Annotated in this window: 14 protein-coding genes; 3 read left to right on the forward strand and 11 right to left on the reverse strand. The window is 58.7% G+C overall.

The genetic code is table 11. The features are described 5' to 3' along the window. Positions 1-21 precede the first annotated feature (21 nt). From KBZ13_RS03970 to KBZ13_RS03985, 4 genes are all read right to left on the reverse strand, one after another. A complete protein-coding gene (locus tag KBZ13_RS03970; protein ID WP_255006536.1) occupies positions 22-243 on the reverse strand; it encodes a hypothetical protein in 222 nt (73 codons plus the stop codon). Positions 244-673: 430 nt separating this feature from the next. Then, positions 674-2,314, reverse strand: a complete 1,641-nt coding sequence (locus KBZ13_RS03975; protein ID WP_255006539.1) for an alpha/beta hydrolase — start codon at positions 2,312-2,314, stop codon at positions 674-676. Positions 2,315-2,693: 379 nt separating this feature from the next. Further along, a complete protein-coding gene (locus tag KBZ13_RS03980) occupies positions 2,694-3,167 on the reverse strand; it encodes a hypothetical protein (protein WP_255006541.1) in 474 nt (157 codons plus the stop codon). 71 nt (positions 3,168-3,238) lie between these two features. After that, positions 3,239-3,628 carry a hypothetical protein gene (locus KBZ13_RS03985; RefSeq protein ID WP_255006543.1) on the reverse strand — a complete coding sequence of 130 codons (390 nt, stop codon included), beginning with the start codon at positions 3,626-3,628 and terminating at the stop codon, positions 3,239-3,241. Positions 3,629-4,152: 524 nt separating this feature from the next. Between KBZ13_RS03985 and KBZ13_RS03990 the strand changes: the two genes are divergently transcribed. Further along, positions 4,153-4,413 carry a hypothetical protein gene (locus KBZ13_RS03990; protein ID WP_255006545.1) on the forward strand — a complete coding sequence of 87 codons (261 nt, stop codon included), beginning with the start codon at positions 4,153-4,155 and terminating at the stop codon, positions 4,411-4,413. Positions 4,414-4,942: 529 nt separating this feature from the next. On the opposite strand, the gene KBZ13_RS03995 is transcribed toward KBZ13_RS03990, so the two are convergent. The 6 genes from KBZ13_RS03995 to KBZ13_RS04020 all read right to left on the reverse strand — a co-directional run bounded on the left by KBZ13_RS03995 (position 4,943) and on the right by KBZ13_RS04020 (position 11,491). Next, entirely contained in the window at positions 4,943-6,532 is a 1,590-nt protein-coding gene (locus tag KBZ13_RS03995) for a B12-binding domain-containing radical SAM protein (protein ID WP_255006547.1), read from the reverse strand. Positions 6,533-6,608: 76 nt separating this feature from the next. Further along, complete coding sequence (locus KBZ13_RS04000) at positions 6,609-6,866, reverse strand: hypothetical protein (RefSeq protein WP_255007143.1); 258 nt, start codon at positions 6,864-6,866, stop codon at positions 6,609-6,611. Between the two features lie 470 nt (positions 6,867-7,336). Further along, positions 7,337-8,353: a CobW family GTP-binding protein gene (locus tag KBZ13_RS04005; protein WP_255006548.1), complete on the reverse strand. Its 1,017-nt coding sequence runs from the start codon at positions 8,351-8,353 to the stop codon at positions 7,337-7,339. Then, positions 8,334-8,570 (reverse strand): hypothetical protein, encoded by a 237-nt coding sequence (locus KBZ13_RS04010; protein ID WP_255006551.1) that lies wholly within the window; start codon positions 8,568-8,570, stop codon positions 8,334-8,336. The genes KBZ13_RS04005 and KBZ13_RS04010 overlap by 20 nt, the downstream gene beginning before the upstream one ends. Before the next feature lie 186 nt (positions 8,571-8,756). Further along, positions 8,757-10,166: a guanitoxin biosynthesis MBL fold metallo-hydrolase GntH gene (gntH, locus tag KBZ13_RS04015; RefSeq protein ID WP_255006559.1), complete on the reverse strand. Its 1,410-nt coding sequence runs from the start codon at positions 10,164-10,166 to the stop codon at positions 8,757-8,759. Between the two features lie 272 nt (positions 10,167-10,438). Then, positions 10,439-11,491, reverse strand: coding sequence for a hypothetical protein (locus KBZ13_RS04020; RefSeq protein WP_255006562.1), 1,053 nt, complete (start codon positions 11,489-11,491; stop codon positions 10,439-10,441). 357 nt (positions 11,492-11,848) lie between these two features. Here KBZ13_RS04020 and KBZ13_RS04025 point away from each other — a divergent pair, with 357 nt between their 5' ends. Together KBZ13_RS04025 and KBZ13_RS04030 are read left to right on the forward strand one after the other, a co-directional pair. After that, the gene (locus KBZ13_RS04025; protein WP_255006563.1) at positions 11,849-12,205 is read left to right on the forward strand and encodes a hypothetical protein; all 357 of its coding nucleotides are present in this window, start codon (positions 11,849-11,851) and stop codon (positions 12,203-12,205) included. Further along, the gene (locus KBZ13_RS04030; protein ID WP_255006565.1) at positions 12,202-13,920 is read left to right on the forward strand and encodes a mechanosensitive ion channel family protein; all 1,719 of its coding nucleotides are present in this window, start codon (positions 12,202-12,204) and stop codon (positions 13,918-13,920) included. The genes KBZ13_RS04025 and KBZ13_RS04030 overlap by 4 nt, the downstream gene beginning before the upstream one ends. 352 nt (positions 13,921-14,272) lie before the next feature. On the opposite strand, the gene KBZ13_RS04035 is transcribed toward KBZ13_RS04030, so the two are convergent. After that, positions 14,273-15,325: a linear amide C-N hydrolase gene (locus KBZ13_RS04035; protein WP_255006567.1), complete on the reverse strand. Its 1,053-nt coding sequence runs from the start codon at positions 15,323-15,325 to the stop codon at positions 14,273-14,275. Positions 15,326-15,455: the final 130 nt, after the last annotated feature.

The following is a 15,455-nucleotide window of genomic DNA, read 5'->3' on the forward strand; positions in this document are numbered from 1 at the left end:
GACCAGCAGGTCCTGGCGGGGTCAGGACTGGCAGTTCTTGCCCCAGGTCTGGGTGCAGGTGCCGTCGTCGTTGCAGGCCACCGCTTTGATCGGTCGATCGAAGCGCTCGGAGAAGGCCTGCTGCACGATCGCCGAGGGGGCTTCGCCCTTGAAGACCTTGGTGGCTTTGCAACTGGCCTGGGCCAGGGCCGCAGGTGCGAGCAAGGGGATCGTGAGCAGGGGCAGGAGCAGGAGACGTCGCACGGGCACTAGAAGCGCACGAATCCAATCCTACCCAAGGTCTTTGCTGAGCGATCTGCCCAGTTGCGAGCCGATGGGGCTGACGAGCACCAGCGGAACAAGCGACTGAATCAGGTTGAGAACGCCGCCAAAAGCTGGATTTGAGGCCATGGCCGTTGAAACCACCTCCGTTGTAGAGACCACCGTTGAATTGGCCGTTGTTGAATGGCAGGCTGTCGTTCCCCCAACGGGGAACGACGAGCTGTACCTCCCACTAGCGGAAGACGCCCGTGACCCCATGATTGGCAATTGGCAATGGCCATTGGCCAGCTGACGTCGCTGTCATTGCACAGGACTGGCCGCTGCGTTGGCGACCAATCCATGCAAAAACGAAAGAATTTTGCATCACCAGAGTGAGGTATTCTACGAGTTATCGCCAAAAGGCTTTTGATCTTCAGGGGTTGGCGCGCCTAAAAGTATCAATTGCAGTGACCAACTCAGGACTTGAGGAGCCAGTGATGAAGTCAAGCTTAAAGGTTTGGCCCTTGCTCAAATACTCGGCGTAGGCGGAGCGTAGATGAGGCTTGAAAGTGTCTGATTTCTGAACGTAAGCCGTGAAGAATGGAACAGCGGTGCCACTGATATAGCTACCAATCAAATTCTGACTTGGAATGGTGAGAGTGCCCACAGATTCAATGGCCTCCTTGATGCCTGGGTCGATTTGCGAGAAGTTCACATGGGCCTGCCCCTCAGCCATCATCCAGTACTTCTGGGGGGACTTAAGCCAGGTGAAACTGGAGGCCTGCTCAAGCGCTGCAGGTGCGGCGGGATCATAACTACCTGAGGCAAGCAAGACGGGAATAGCGATGCGGCTTAGCCCCACCGGACCGAAGATAGAACGGTTGACTGGATTAGCTGCAAAAACAGCACCGGCTCTAGGATCCTGAAGTTGGTAGGCCTTACGAGGCAAGAGAAGTGCCCGGCACTCAAGCAATAAAGAAGGAACCAGGCCACCAGTCTCCTTATCGCAAGACTTCTGGAGGTAATCAAAATCAATTGTGGCCCCAGAAAGGGCTAGAGCGGTATAACCACCGAAGGAATGACCAAATACGCCCACACTAGCAAGATCCAGCCTACCACCATAGTCTGAGGCATTGCGACGATTCAATTCGTCTAGAACAAAGCTCAGATCTTTCGGACGATTAATGAAGTCATTAATATCAAAAAGGTCTTTGTGCAGGCCACGTAGTGTTTCCTTCAGCCGAATGCTATCGCTTCCTGGATGCTGAGGTGCTGCAACAACAAAACCATAGGACGCTAGCTGTCGAAGACCCTCCGCATAGGCTTCTGGGCGAGAAAATAGCCCATGGGAGAAAACGACTACATGAATCTTCTGCTGAGAATCACCAACAGGGCGATATACATTTACATAAAACTTTCGATCACGAGTTTTGTCATTCAGGTTCCATACCGCTTCTTCAACCTTGAAGGGGCCCGGCTTGCGCGGATCAGGCAGATTGGCATAGTTAAAGTTTGAATCAGTTGCCGCCTCCTTTGCCGTGAGGGAACGGAGCAGCTTGGTGAGAGTATCGGTTGCCACAATTATTTTTTTACCTACTTTCGCCCCAGCCTGGATCTTCTCTCCTTGGATCCGAACGCCTGTCGGAAGTTGCTGGAACACGCTCAACAAGCTCAGTCCTTCCTTGGAGAAGGCTGCACCAATCATCGCTGAGCGCAAGGCATACATCCCATTACCACCACTGCTGAGTGTGATGCCATTGCCGAGGCGCTTCAAAACCGATTCACCGATACCAGAGTAAAAGAATCTGCTGACCAGCAGAGGATCCAATTTTGCTTGCTTCACCAGGACAGTACGCAGACGTTCCTGCTGTTCCGGTGTGGTGAACTGCAGGAAAAATGCCAGGTCATCTGGAACGACACCACCATCGGCAAAGGTTTTGAGAGAGCTGATTTTTAAAGAGCGAATCAGCGGACCATAGGAAAATGAAAGAGTTTCACTTGCGCTTGCCGGCAAACCAACAACGAGTGCACAAGAAAGGCTTGCGGAAAGGAATGCGAGTGCACGTTTTTTCATTTACCCAAGTTTGAAACTCATCTAATTTTAGCACAATATAAAAATCTGTCCGCAGGCATCCTCGGAAACTGGACTACTGTTACACTTCTATCTGGCATCGTGGCGCAAACCGATCGACGTTTATTGCAGAAGAGTGGCTTGGATGGAGGGTCAGGTTCTTCTGTTAGAGAACATCAGCAGCTTCTCAAACCAAAATTTGACCGATCACCCTTCATGCCGTCATTCTCAACACCCTGATTTTGGGTTCCCAAAGCTGACGAGCAGCTTTTCGCGGCACTGGCGGTTTGATGCCGCCGATGCGGTGGTCTTAATCTTGCCGGATGGCGTGGTTCATTAACCTCGGCCGGCTGAGGCTGAAGCGCTAGAAAAGCCTTAGGACTCAGCTGCCGTTGCCGTAGGCCACCTGGCAGGCGGCATTCAGCAACTGGGCCTCGTTCGCTGATTGGGGCGGCTGGTCTGAGAACAACCCTTGCTGGCAGTCCACCTGGGCGGCCAGGGGCTCCCCTGATGAGATGTAGGTGAAGTTTGCGCCGTAGGGCGCAGTGGCCTGGAGTGAACTGTAGTCGAGTTGGTAGAAGCTCTGGGGCACGGCGATCACCGTGGATTGTTGAGCGACAGATTGGTTGACCAGAGCATTGATGGTGGCCGCTGTCGCCAAGCCCGTGAGGCCCCAGGCGGCTGAGCTGGGTCTCCACCAGCCCCAGCCCACGGGATTCACCCGATACCAACCAGTGCTCCAGCTGCGTGCACCCCAGTAGCCAGTCCGCCCCCAGGCGGGATTCCAGGCGCCCCGGGCGCCTGGAGCGCGGGCGAATCCAACACCGGCAGCGCCGTAGCCCGCGCCTGGGCGCACCCCAGCGCCTGAGGCCGGGCCACCCAGTCCTCCACGGTTGACGCCGCCCGCACCGAGACCAGCGCCACCGCCTACACCGGCGCCACCGCCAAGACCCGCGCCGCCGCCTGCACCTGCGCCACCACCGAGCCCTGCTCCACCGCCCAGACCACCGCCGGCTCCTGCGCCACCGCCAAGACCCGCGCCGCCGCCTGCACCTGCGCCACCACCGAGCCCTGCTCCACCGCCGAGACCACCGCCGGCTCCTGCGCCACCGCCAAGACCCGCGCCGCCGCCTGCACCTGCTCCCCCGCCGGGGCGTGCACCACCGCCCAAGCCACCGCCTGCTCCTGCGCCACCGCCGAGACCCGCGCCGCCGCCTGCACCTGCTCCCCCGCCGGGGCGTGCACCACCGCCCAAGCCACCACCTGCTCCTGCGCCACCGCCGAGACCCGCGCCGCCGCCGCCACCCCTACCGCCACCTAAGCCGCCGCCGCCACCCCTACCGCCACCTAAGCCGCCGCCGCCTCTGCCTCCTCCCCCACCGAAACTCCGACCCCCACCGCCTCTGCCGCCACCGCCTCCGCGTGCCTCTACAGCGATCGGTGCACAGAAGCTGGTCAGCAGGGAAGCCAGGGCCAGGGTTCTCCACCAGGTGCCTGCAATGGGGGAGTACATGATGTGACCACGATTTAATAAATATTTTTTAGACGAGGAAAACACAAAAAAACCAGGCCATTCTGAAAATGTCACATGACTGCAGCTCAGGTCTGAGTTTGTGAGCGGAAGGCAACTGCTCTACCGACTACGGGCAAGGCAGCTCTAAAATGCACACCCTTTCCGAGGCAGCAGGCCATGCGGCAGATCCTGTGAGCGCGAGAAATTAGTGGACGAGATAAAAGTTGTGGTGCCTTGGCGGGCGCTGCTCAACCTGATGGAACCCCACAACCTCAAAATTGGCAGGAAATGCTTTCGCCCGCAGGATTAACGGTCAGCAATCCTGCGAATGTGCGCGCTGCAACAATGGTATTCGTTCAATGGCCCGGCGAAAGAGGAAGTACTGATCGTGTTGCACAGCGTGCGAGGGTTTGTCTGCATCGAACTAGCCAACAATAAGGATTTCAAAAAAGATCGCCCTTCCTGTCTATTTATATGGGGAATGATGCGCCGTTCTGCACATGCTCGAGAAATAAACGGTTGGCAAGCAGATCTTTCAAGCGGACACAATAAATTTCAACGAGAGAGAATAAACCAGAGCAAGGGGTAGGATTTGTACGCCAGATTAATGACCGCACGTAGTTCTGCTCCTGGGGATCTCAGCATTCGCCGAAATACTCAAATCCTCAATCGACTAGGAAGCATTCTCAACAGCGCCAGTCAAGAATGAAGCAAAGAATACGTTGACGCATTTCACAGGGATCTCACAAGCAAAAACAGTAAATTGCGGCCAAGCTGGAGGTAAAGAAAGCCAAGATCGGCCGACCAGGCGCAAGGCACCACCAGGGCAGTAGCCAAAAAATGCATTGCTTACACCAGAATTGTGTAGGGTATATTCTCCTGCCTGCAGAAGCGACGGATGCAAGGCCTTAGAAAGCCAAAAGCCTGCGAATTGTGGATCCAACAAAATCTGCAATACACAGCACGCGAAAAAACAGATTCCTCCGTGAAGTCTGATCCGACATCAAGACTTGCTCATCACGCCAAGGATTGATTAAGACAAAGTCTAAATCTGCCGAAGAAAACCGTCCACTTCAGCCGAGGGCCCAACTCCTCGCTGGTGAGCTTCCCGGTCAACCTCAGACAGCGGCTGTCAGCGCGGCCTTCAGCGGCGCTTCCCCGACAACCTGATTGGCCTGCCCCTGGCGATAGGCGGCCAGTTGATTTTCGATCTGCCGGCGCACGATCTCCCGGTACTCCATGAAGTGCTCGTTGTGGGCACACACGGCCAGGTATTGCTCAATCACCTTGGGGTTGGAGCGAAGGATGTCGAACAGGTGATGCCAGAAGGCCCAGCGGGTGGAGCGCTTGATCCCCTGACGCCAGCAGACGATCAGCAGCGCCCGGATCACCACCGGATCAGGAAGCTTGAAGGCACTCTTCACCCTGGCTGGGCCAAGTTTGAGGAAATAGCGATGCACCCGATCGAGGTACTTGCGCGGTTCATAGAGCTGGCAGAACGCTTCGACATACTCCTGGGCAATGTCTTCCACCGGCCGGGTCGGCACGAAGTTCATCAGGGTGGTCTGGTTGATGTTGCCAACCTTGTCGATCAGCCTCCCTTCCCTCTCAAGCCTGTGCCAGAGAGCCGTGTGGGGCAGGGCCTGGAGCATGGCGAAGGTGGTGGTGGGAATCCCCGCCGCTTCTGAGAAGGCAACGATCCGCTGGCCGGCACCGACCTTCTCCCCATCGAAGCCGATGATGAATCCGGCGATCACCCTCAGGCCGGAGCGGGTGACCTTATCGATCGAGTCGAGCAGAGGCGAGCGCATGTTCTGGAACTTCATGGTCGCCGCCAGGCTGTCGGCGTCGGGGGTTTCGATGCCCATGAAGACAGCGGCAAAGTTGCAGGCCAGCATCTGATCGATGAGTTCCTGATCATCCGCCAGATCGAGGGAGGCTTCGGTATCGAAGCGGAAGGGATAACCATGCTCTCGCTGCCATTGCTCCAGCGCCGTGAGCATCAACTTGACATTGCGCTTGTTGCCGATGAAGTTGTCATCCACCATGAACACCCCACCCCGCCAGCCGAGGCTGTAGAGGCTCTCAAGCTCGCCGACGAGTTGTTCCGGCGACTTGGTCCGGGGTTTGCGCCCATAGAGCACGATGATGTCGCAGAATTCGCACTGAAACGGGCAGCCGCGCGAGAACTGCACGCTCATCGAGTCGTAGGCCCCAAGCTCAAGCAGGTCGTAGCGGGGGATGGGGGTGGAGGTCACATCCGGCTTGACGCCCTCGGAGCTGAAACGACCTCCCTTCTCGCCCTTCTCCCAGGCAGCCACGAACAGGGGCAGGGTGATCTCGCCTTCATCGAGAATCAGGTAGTCGGCGCCGGCGGCAACAAGCTCCTCGGGGGTGGAGGATGGGTAGGGACCGCCTACGGCCACGGGCTTGCCGTGATGCCTGGCCAGATTGATCTGGCGAATGATGTCGTCTTTCTGAACGATCATCGCCGACATGATCACCAGATCGGCCCACATCCACTCTTGATCGGTGACTGGCCTGATGTTGACATCAGCCAGCTTGAAGGTCCAATCCTGGGGCAGGATAGCCGCAACAGTGATCAATCCAAGGGGCGGGAGGAGAACCTTCCGATTCACCAGCTCCAGTATTTTCTCGTAGCTCCAGAATGTTTTAGGAAACTCGGGATAAACCAGTAAGACATTCATTCAGTGGTATCCACATCTGGGGCAGAGCATTGATTAGATCTGGCTCCAGTGGGCGAACTATGGCACGGCTTACCGTTCAGGCATTTCTTTCGGTGAATTCTTGAATCCGGTCTTGCCTGAGGGTTGGCGGCAGCGGAGAGCAATCAACGCCCACCCCCCGCACGCCAGGCTCCCGCTCGGGGCGCAACAGCAACGCCTGAGGCTGGGCCTCCCACTCCACCGGCTCCCACCCCGGGAACAGGGGCAACGCCTGCGCCTGCAGCACCGGCTCCAACGCCAGGGGCGACTCCAACCCCAGAGGCTGGACCACCCACTCCTCCTGCTGCAGGAGCACCTACAGCGGCACCCCTTACGGCAGGAGACGCCAGACCGGGGCCAGCCGCACCTGCACCCAGGCCCGGACGTACACCGACGCCTGATGCTGGGCCTCCAACGCCTCCTCGAATGGGTCGAGCTTCAGCGCCAAAAGGAAAGAACAGAATGCAGCTGAGGGTAATCCCACCCATAAAAATAAAATTCTTCATCGATGCCACAACGTCTGTTGCAAGCCTAGCGGCTGAACAGGCAGCCGACTCGGACTCAGCTGCTTTGTGAATCTGTATTGCCAACAGATCAGGAAACTTCACACTCGAGACCGGCATTTCAGCAGCCAGCTGGAGCATGTGAAGGAATGGGTGTCATCGTTTCTGTCACTCATTGGATTCAAGTCGATGGCACGAAGTCAACCCTTGAGGCTTCCAAGGTTCTTACTTCCCTGAACCACACCCGTAAGTGGGCCTCATGACCCGAAGGAAGTGGGCCCACTCAGGTGTTAGAGGAATCCAGCACGACGGCCATGTCGAACAACTGACGTAGCGATGTCGGTTCGATGCCGTTGACGGATCCAATCACAACGACGCGCGTGTGCGGCCTTCGCTGGCCCCACTCATTCTGAAAGGAAATCTCCACGCGCTTGCCGACCACCTGGAGCACAGCAGGCTGATCCAGTGCTTCGGCAACGTAGGCCACCCCCTTGGCCCGGTAGACGGTCGCCGGCAATTGCCGTAGTGCCTCACGAAGAGACTCCAGAACAAGCGGCTGATCCGTTTCGTAGCTCCAGGTGGTGAAGGCCTGCAAGTGATCGGTAGGGTCATGCTCGCAGTGCCCATGGGTGCAGTCAGGTTGCTCCAAGGAATGCAACTTGGATTCCAGCTGAACTGGATCAAATCGCCCAGCACCCATTAGCACCTCAAGTGGAACATTTCCCTGGCATGATTCGATGAGGCGATAGCGGCGGAAGCGTTCATCAAGCCATTCCGTGATCCGGTCAATATGTGATTGCTCCACAAGGTCGACCTTGTTCAAGATCACGAGATCGGCAAAGGCAATCTGACGAATCTTGAGTTCCATCATTTCGGGAACTGCAAACACCTGCTCGGCATCAACCACGCACATGATGCTGTCCAACCGTACTTGGTCGCGGATAAATTCCGCCGTAAAGGTCAGCATGATGCCAGAGGGATCGGCGACACCACTGGCTTCCAAAAGCAGGTAGTTGGGCCGCTCAGGTCGGTTGATCGTCTCGATTACCGTCTGGGCCAGGTCATCACGGATCGTGCAACAGATGCAACCGTTGGCCAAGCTGATGACATCACTTTCCACACCAACGACGAGCTCGGCATCGATATTGATGGATCCAAAGTCATTCACGAGAACGGCAACGCGCAGCCCGTGATTGCCGTTGAGGATGCGATTCAATAGGGTCGTCTTACCGGATCCGAGAAACCCGGTGAGGATCGTCAGCGGAATGGCTGTTAGATGATCAAGCATCACATGGACCACCAGTGGTTTGTTTCATCAACACCTCAACGTTGATCTTAACCTCCGGCCAACTATGGGCCAGATCATTCTTAGCAAATGCCGGCGTGTACTTGCCGGGATCGATCTCGATCAAACGGTAGATCTCATTTTGCTGCGCCTCTCGAATGAGCCTGGGCTTGGGGGCAGTGGTGACCTTGGGTAGCGGTTGCCCGCCGGGTTCGGCAGACCCCGCAAGCATCTGCTGCCGTGTGTTCTTGGCTGGAGCACCAAGGCAAGGCAGAGCCCAGATTCCCTGCGGCTTGATTGCCTACATTAACCGCCTTCACATCTGGAACGCCGATCACGAACAGGCCATCCCAGTGGAAGCACATTTCAGAAGTAATTTCTCCGTACAGCTGTGACTTACATTCAATGTGTTTGACGGCTACTCGTCACCCCAAAAGATTGACTGGATCTTCTTGACGATTTTATCTTTCACAATGCTCTTGATGTCAATCTTGAAATCCTTGGGCCAGTTCGGATTGGGCTCACGGTAGACATCCGGAGGATAATACTTCTTCGGATCGATCTCCAGTGCCAGCCGCGTCTCTGGATCTTCGATATCCGACAATCTGCGCCTTGGATTCGGAAAATCGACGGTGGTCTTGTTCAGGCTGATGTCGAATAGTTCCATCGCCTCCTTGGCCGATGGACGAGAGAAGTTTGCCGACTCGGGCAACGCCGCCTTGCGAGTCCAGATGGCCTTCTTGGTGACGTTGACGACGACGCCATCCGGTGCACCGAACTGGAAGAGGCCGTCCCAATGTGTGCGCACGCCCGCCAGAATTTCAGGGATCAATTCCTCGTCGTAGCTGAGGTGTGTGGCCATCGCCAGGCGCGGCTGCACCTGCTTGAACAGGTAGCCCGCTGCGTAGTGAACCGTATGCGCCACATCAATGGGGACAAGGCCCATGAGTGGTGGAATGCCGAACTTAAGGGCCTGGATGTTCATGGTGTCGGGTTGCAGCTCAGACACGAAGACGTCAACACCCTGGGAGTATTTCACTGTATTTTCATCTGGACGGCCATCACCTGTGAAAACGAAAGAAAGGCCATTCCAGTCGAGGCGATAGGCCGAGGCTCCGTCCTTGCCGTGGACACGACGCCAGTGCCGGATCACCACGCCGTCTTCTTCATAGCAGATGCCGTTATCATCGCGATAGTCAAACTCGTTGACATCGACTTCGTAACCATCCCCGATTGGAAAGAGGTTGAAGCTGTCGGTGTGCCAGTGGGTCATCGCCTTCATCCCCTCGATCATGGCTTTGAGGCCATCCTTGGGTGTGCGGCCGGAGGGGCCGGTCACGCGGAGCGGCTTCCAGCGCCCCATCCAGGGGGAAAAAGCGTAGATGTAGGGAAGCTCGCCGTAGTGATCGACGTGCAGGTGGGTGATGAAAATGTCGTTCACCAGCTGGAGTGGCACCTGCATGGCGACGATGTTGCGCAGGCAACCAGGGCCGAGATCGAAGAAGAAGCGCTTGCCGTTGCCCAGCTCGACCATGATCGACGTGCCCGCCTGCCTGTGTGTGGGTGGCACCGGCGCGCTGCCCACAAACGTGATGCGCATCTCGTCGCTGCCAAGCTCTTCCACGCCAGGGAAGAAGGTGTTGGCGTTCGCCACAGAGGGTGTGGGCCGGTAGTACGGCGGCAGCGTTATCCCCGTACTTGGCCCGCCACCGTAGGGATTCCTCGAACCAGAAGCGGAGCTGTTATCGATCGCCATTGATTGCTCTCTCTGATCAGTGATGGTGATTGGCTGCTGCTGCTGCCGCGAGTTCTGAAACTCAACATGCACTCAGTTTGCACGTTGCGATCGATTCAGCCTCGCAACATGACTGGGGCAGTGGCCTCAATTTCGTTGTGCTGGCGGTGTTTTTTTGCAAATTTAGCGCAAGTTTCGTTCACGGTACCGGCCAGGTGCCCATTGTTACGCTTGGGGGACGTCACACCGTGGCACCAGATCAAAAGGCGCTCCAAGCCTGGAGGACGGCGGATAGCTGGAGCGCGCGTTGTGTCGCGGCAGGACAGTCCACGAGCCAAATCCCGCAGGGATTGGAGCCCGGGAGATCAGAAGAAGAACTTGACCCCGGCTTCGATACCGTTCTGATCGATGTTGTAGGCATTTTCAGGGGTGGCCCCATTGGTGCCGCCCAGGTGCATGTAGCGCCAGGAAAGATTCAGCTGGGTGGAGTTCCCGATCGCATAGCCCACGCCCACCTGGGTGTTCCAGGAGTAGTCATCGGCATTGTTCACACCGAAGCCGCCGATGTCGCCGCGGGCGAAGAGCCTCAGGCGGGGTGAGAGAAACACCATCGCCTGGGTGCCGATCAGGGGTTGGACCACGGTGCCGCCGAACTCACCGGTGCGCACGATCGTTCGCGATGGCCGCTCGAAGGTAGCCGTGCCGCCAGGCCTTGTCGCCGAGACACTCTGGTTCGGTCCCTGCACCGTGGCCGTCACGGAAGGCCCCTGCACGCTGAGGGTCCGGGTCGGTGTCTCGCGCTCGAAGCCGAGGTTGAATCGCATGTCGACGAGCCGAACGCCCGCGTAGGGAATGATCGCGAAACTGCCGGCCTTGGCGGTCGCCGTTTCTCGATCTCCGAAGCGGTAACGCAGGGCGAAGTCGTAGATGCCCTGAATGTTCCCCACGCTGGCGGCCACGCTGCTTTCGCTCGAGCTGGCCTTGAGGCTGGGCCCACTGACGCCGACGGTGACGCCGCCGCGCGTGAACTCCCTGCCTGCAAAGGCCTTTTCAAACTCCCGGCCAGGGATTGTTCTCCCCTCTGCGCCCTTTAAAGACACATAGCTCAGGTCGGTGAGGAACCCGAGGCGGTTGTACTCGACGCTGCCGCGGATGGCGGCGATCCCGGTCAGGGGGCGCAACACCTGATCAAGGCTGAGATCCAGGTCGGCGGTGATGCCTTTCACCGTGGTGCTGCCCGTGGTGCGCAGGGGGGCAAAGCCGTAGAGCTCCACTGAGCCGGCCCAGGTGGAAGCCGGAGCGGGAGCCGTTACTGCAGCGGCTGGCGCAGCTTCGCCCTGCGGGGCCTGCGGAACCTGCTGGGCTGTGGCGTTCGGCGCGATCGCCAGCAGCGCCAGGATGCCGCCGGTTGCGCCCATCGCGGACGCTAAAGATGATCGAAAATCTCTTGAAGGCACTGGATTCTCAAAATTGTTGAGCCACCTTAGCAAAGGTAAAAGGGGTCACCAAACAGCGACGTTTCGACCTCAGGGGCTGCAGGAGACAAGGCCCTGGCCGATGGGCTGGTGGTGAACACCAAGTGCTGCCAGCGCCCATCAGTCCTGCGCGCCCCGCACTGGAAGCAGCTTCCCGCCGGTAGCCAGGGCAGCTTCGGAGAAACGCATCGCCACCACCTCTTCATTCATCGTCCAGAAGTGATGGGAGCGCTCCAGCTAACCTGAGCCAGCCTGGAGGCCGCTCCCTCATTGACGATCCCCACCCGCGCAAGGGCCCTGGTGCTGGCCGCTCTCTCCACCCTGCTGGTGGGACCGTCCCAGGCTGGATCCCCGTGGTTGAAGTGCAGCTTCAACGAGCCCACCGCCACGAACCCCGGCAACACTGTGAACTGGTTCATGATGAGCCAGGAAGCCAAGAAAAGCGTGGAGTTCATCAACTCCTCCAAAGAAAAATTCACCCTGAGTGCGCTTTATACCCCCAGTCAGATTGTGTTCATCTACCCTAAGTTGGTGAGCCGCGATATCAGCTATGAAGTGGAGTTCCGCCTCAACCGCAAGACCCTGGCGATCAGCAAACAGGTCAGCAATGAGCTCGATACTTCCAGCGGCAGTTGCGTCTTCACCTCCGCTCCATGAGCACCAGGCTCAGCCGCTGGATCTACGGGGTTCTGGGGGCTCTCGCCCTGGTGATGGTCCTGCTTCAACCGCTGAGCCATGCCGCTCCGCTGCTCGCCGCGGGCGATGGCACTCCATCGGCACCATCCCCGGCGGCTTCGGCCGGCAGCTACGAGGTGGCCAACGTGCACATCCTCGGCATCCCCGCCATCAGCGTCGCCTCGCCGGTGGTCACGTCCGGCAGGGCCGGCCCCAACGCCCTCCGCCGGGCGTCGGTGATTGAGGGAAATCTCTCCCTCCTCTACTTCCCCCAGGTGCTGTGCGGCAGCGCCCAGGCTCTGAGCGAAGAGCTGCTCGAACGCCTGGTGCTGAAAGGCTCCGACCGGGCCTGCAGGGGGGCTGGCTGGGGCCTTGGCGGCCACCCGGACGACCTGAAGATCGAGGTCGTTCGCGACGCCGACGGACTCAACGTGCTCGAGGCTCGGTTGCCGAATCACGCCGAACCCCTGCCGCTGCTGACGGTCACCGCGGCTGATTCTCGCTTCAACGGCATGAGCTCCGATGCCCTTGCCCGGCGCTGGAGAGGTCTGCTGGAACGGCGACTGCGCCACGCGCGCCGCATGCTGCAGGCCGACGCCCTGCAACAGCGACTGGGGATCACCGTGATCGCCGAGTTGTTGCTGGGGGCGGTTCTGGCCCTGACCCTGTGGCTTCTCTCCCAAAGCCGCCGGCTCTTCTCCCGTTGGCAGCTGATCGAGAGCACCAGTCTCAACCTGCGGCAGAGGCTGGCCCTGCAGCTGAGCAAGGGCGCCAACAGCTTGATGTTCCTGATCGTGCTTGCCCTGGTCACTGTGATGGTGGGCCTGGCGGTGATGGTGGTGCCGGGACAGATCCCCCTGGGACTGGCGCTGCTTCTTCAGCCGTTAAGCGCCTTGGTCAAAGTGTTGCTGGTGGGTCTGCTGGCGGTGCTGCTGCGGCTGCTCGCCGACTTTCTCCTGCACCACTGGTCCGCCAGCCTGCGGGTACCACTCGATCAGCGCGCCCGGCGGGAGCAGCGCTACCGCAGCCTGCTGCTGGTGTCCCATCGACTGATCGACCTGGGTTGCATCACCCTGGTGGCGGTGCTGATCCTGATCGGCATCCCCGGAGTGCAGGACGCCTCCGCCTCCGCGCTGGTGACCGGAGGGGCCCTGCTGGGTGGTCTGGCCTTCGTGTTCCAGAACCTGCTGCGGGATTTCGTCGCAGGTCTGCTGGTGCTGATCGAAGACCGCTATGCCATCGGCGACTTCGTGGAGATCGCTGGGCTGGGGGGAACCGTGGTGGATGTGGGTGTTCTGAGCACCTTGCTGCGCACCATGGATGAACGGGTGGTCGTGATCCAGAACGCCAGCCTGGATGTGGTCAGGGTGGTCAACCACACCAAGTTCCGCTCTGGCGTGGATGTGCGCCTGGTCCTGGCCCAACCACTGGACGACGTTGACCGGGCCCTGGCGGTCATCGCGGCGGCGGCAGCAGGCTTTGCCACCGATCCCGACTGGGCCAGCAAACTACTGAAGGCCCCCTGGTGTCGCGGGGTGGTGGCGATCATGCCCCTGGGGGTCGACGTATCGGTGATGCTGACCACCAGCGCCGGCGAGCAATGGCTCTGCGGCCGAGAACTGCGCCGTAGACTGCTCAAGGCCCTGGCGGAGGCCGATGTTCTGCTGGCTAGAAGCTCGCCGGCAATTGAACAGTGAAGCAGCTGCCCTCCCCGGGCTCGCTGGTGCCCTGAATGGCGCCGCCGTCGGGGCGGTCGCTGCGGGCGCGCCAGAAGCGATCGAACACCTGGGGCCGTATCCAGGGCGCACAACTCCGTGCCGCTGATCAGTACAAAGCCTCCAGCCCTTGCCAAGAGACATTCCTGTTCACCGCCTTGTGCCATCAATATCAGTCAAGCAAGCGAAGGCGAGAATTCGCGGTTGCTTGAAGCCATCGCGGCGCTCAGGATCAACACCGGAAAGAAGCTCAAAGCCCTCATCAAGGCTGCATGCCTAGGGCCGCAGGTTCAAGATGTTGGGAGACAGAGTTCACAGGACTTCCTTGAGAGCCTTACTGCGGAGCCAAGAACGTAAAAGGCTGGGCCTCCTTGAAGTTGGCCGTCTGGTCCCCGCCCAGACCGGGATTCGTGTGGAGGGAGAGCTTACGGACGCCTGAAACCGCCTTGAAATCGATCTGAGTGAGCTTGACCCATACAAGACTGGGGCTGGCCGTGTCTTCGAAGAAGTAGACCCTGTTCTTTTGGTCCGCGACCGTACGCCAAATGGTTGATGAGATGTTGGGTTGGCCCGGCGTACTGATACCGCGGGGGACGCTGACGTTACGCATCACGCTGAAGACGGAGGCGACCGCCTCGCGCGGATTGGCCGACTGCTGAGCTGCGTTGATGTAGAAGCTGGCGCGGGCAAAGCGATCGGCAGCGCGGTTCGTACCAGGCAGCATCACCGTGCCGCCGATTTGCTTCCAATATTCATTCAGGGCCAGCTGCTGGTCGTAAGCGGGAGAATTCGTCATCACTTGATACTTGCGACCATGGTGGATCACAAGCTTTCCACCGATATACTCAAAAATGGCCGAATCGCCAGAGGGATCTGAAATCGACAGGTGAATCTTGCCCTCGACTCCATTCGGGGCGATCACACTGATCGGGCGGAAAGCCTCCTTGCGCATTGCTGCGACGGCCTCGTCGACTGTTGCGAAGCGGTCGAGGACGTATTGCGTCCATGCGGCGATGGAAACCTGGGGACGGGTGTCGTTCTTGGCGCTTGGATATTCACTTTCCACCAGGAAGAGCAAATTAGCGACCAGCCCCTTTTCGTTCATGCCGTCGGCCGTACCCGCTTCATAGACGGATGCGATCACACTGCCGTAATGACTGACCCACTGAAGACCCTTAACTCCCATGCCGCCATCACGTTTCATCCCTCGAGGGAAGATCCACAGATTCGTCTGCATGTCTTCTAGCCAGTCCATACTTCTGCCGGTGACGGTCTGCCCCTCCTGTCCGAAGTAAACTGCGCGGCTACAGGCCGATGCGGGGTGAATGGGTAAGGCGATCAAAGAAGCGAACAGCATTGAGGCCCATGAATGCTTGAGCAAGCCCATCTGAGATATCCCGTTGTGGCATCAATTCATTGAGTCATCATTCCACTTGTTCGTTGCGCGTTCAACCAATTACCTTCGATTGTGACATCTTCCCTCGTCGCGCCAATCAAACAGCCTGGCGATTGCAGCG

The sequence above is a fragment of the Cyanobium sp. ATX 6F1 genome, assembly GCF_024346315.1.
Taxonomy (GTDB): Bacteria; Cyanobacteriota; Cyanobacteriia; order PCC-6307; family Cyanobiaceae; genus ATX-6F1.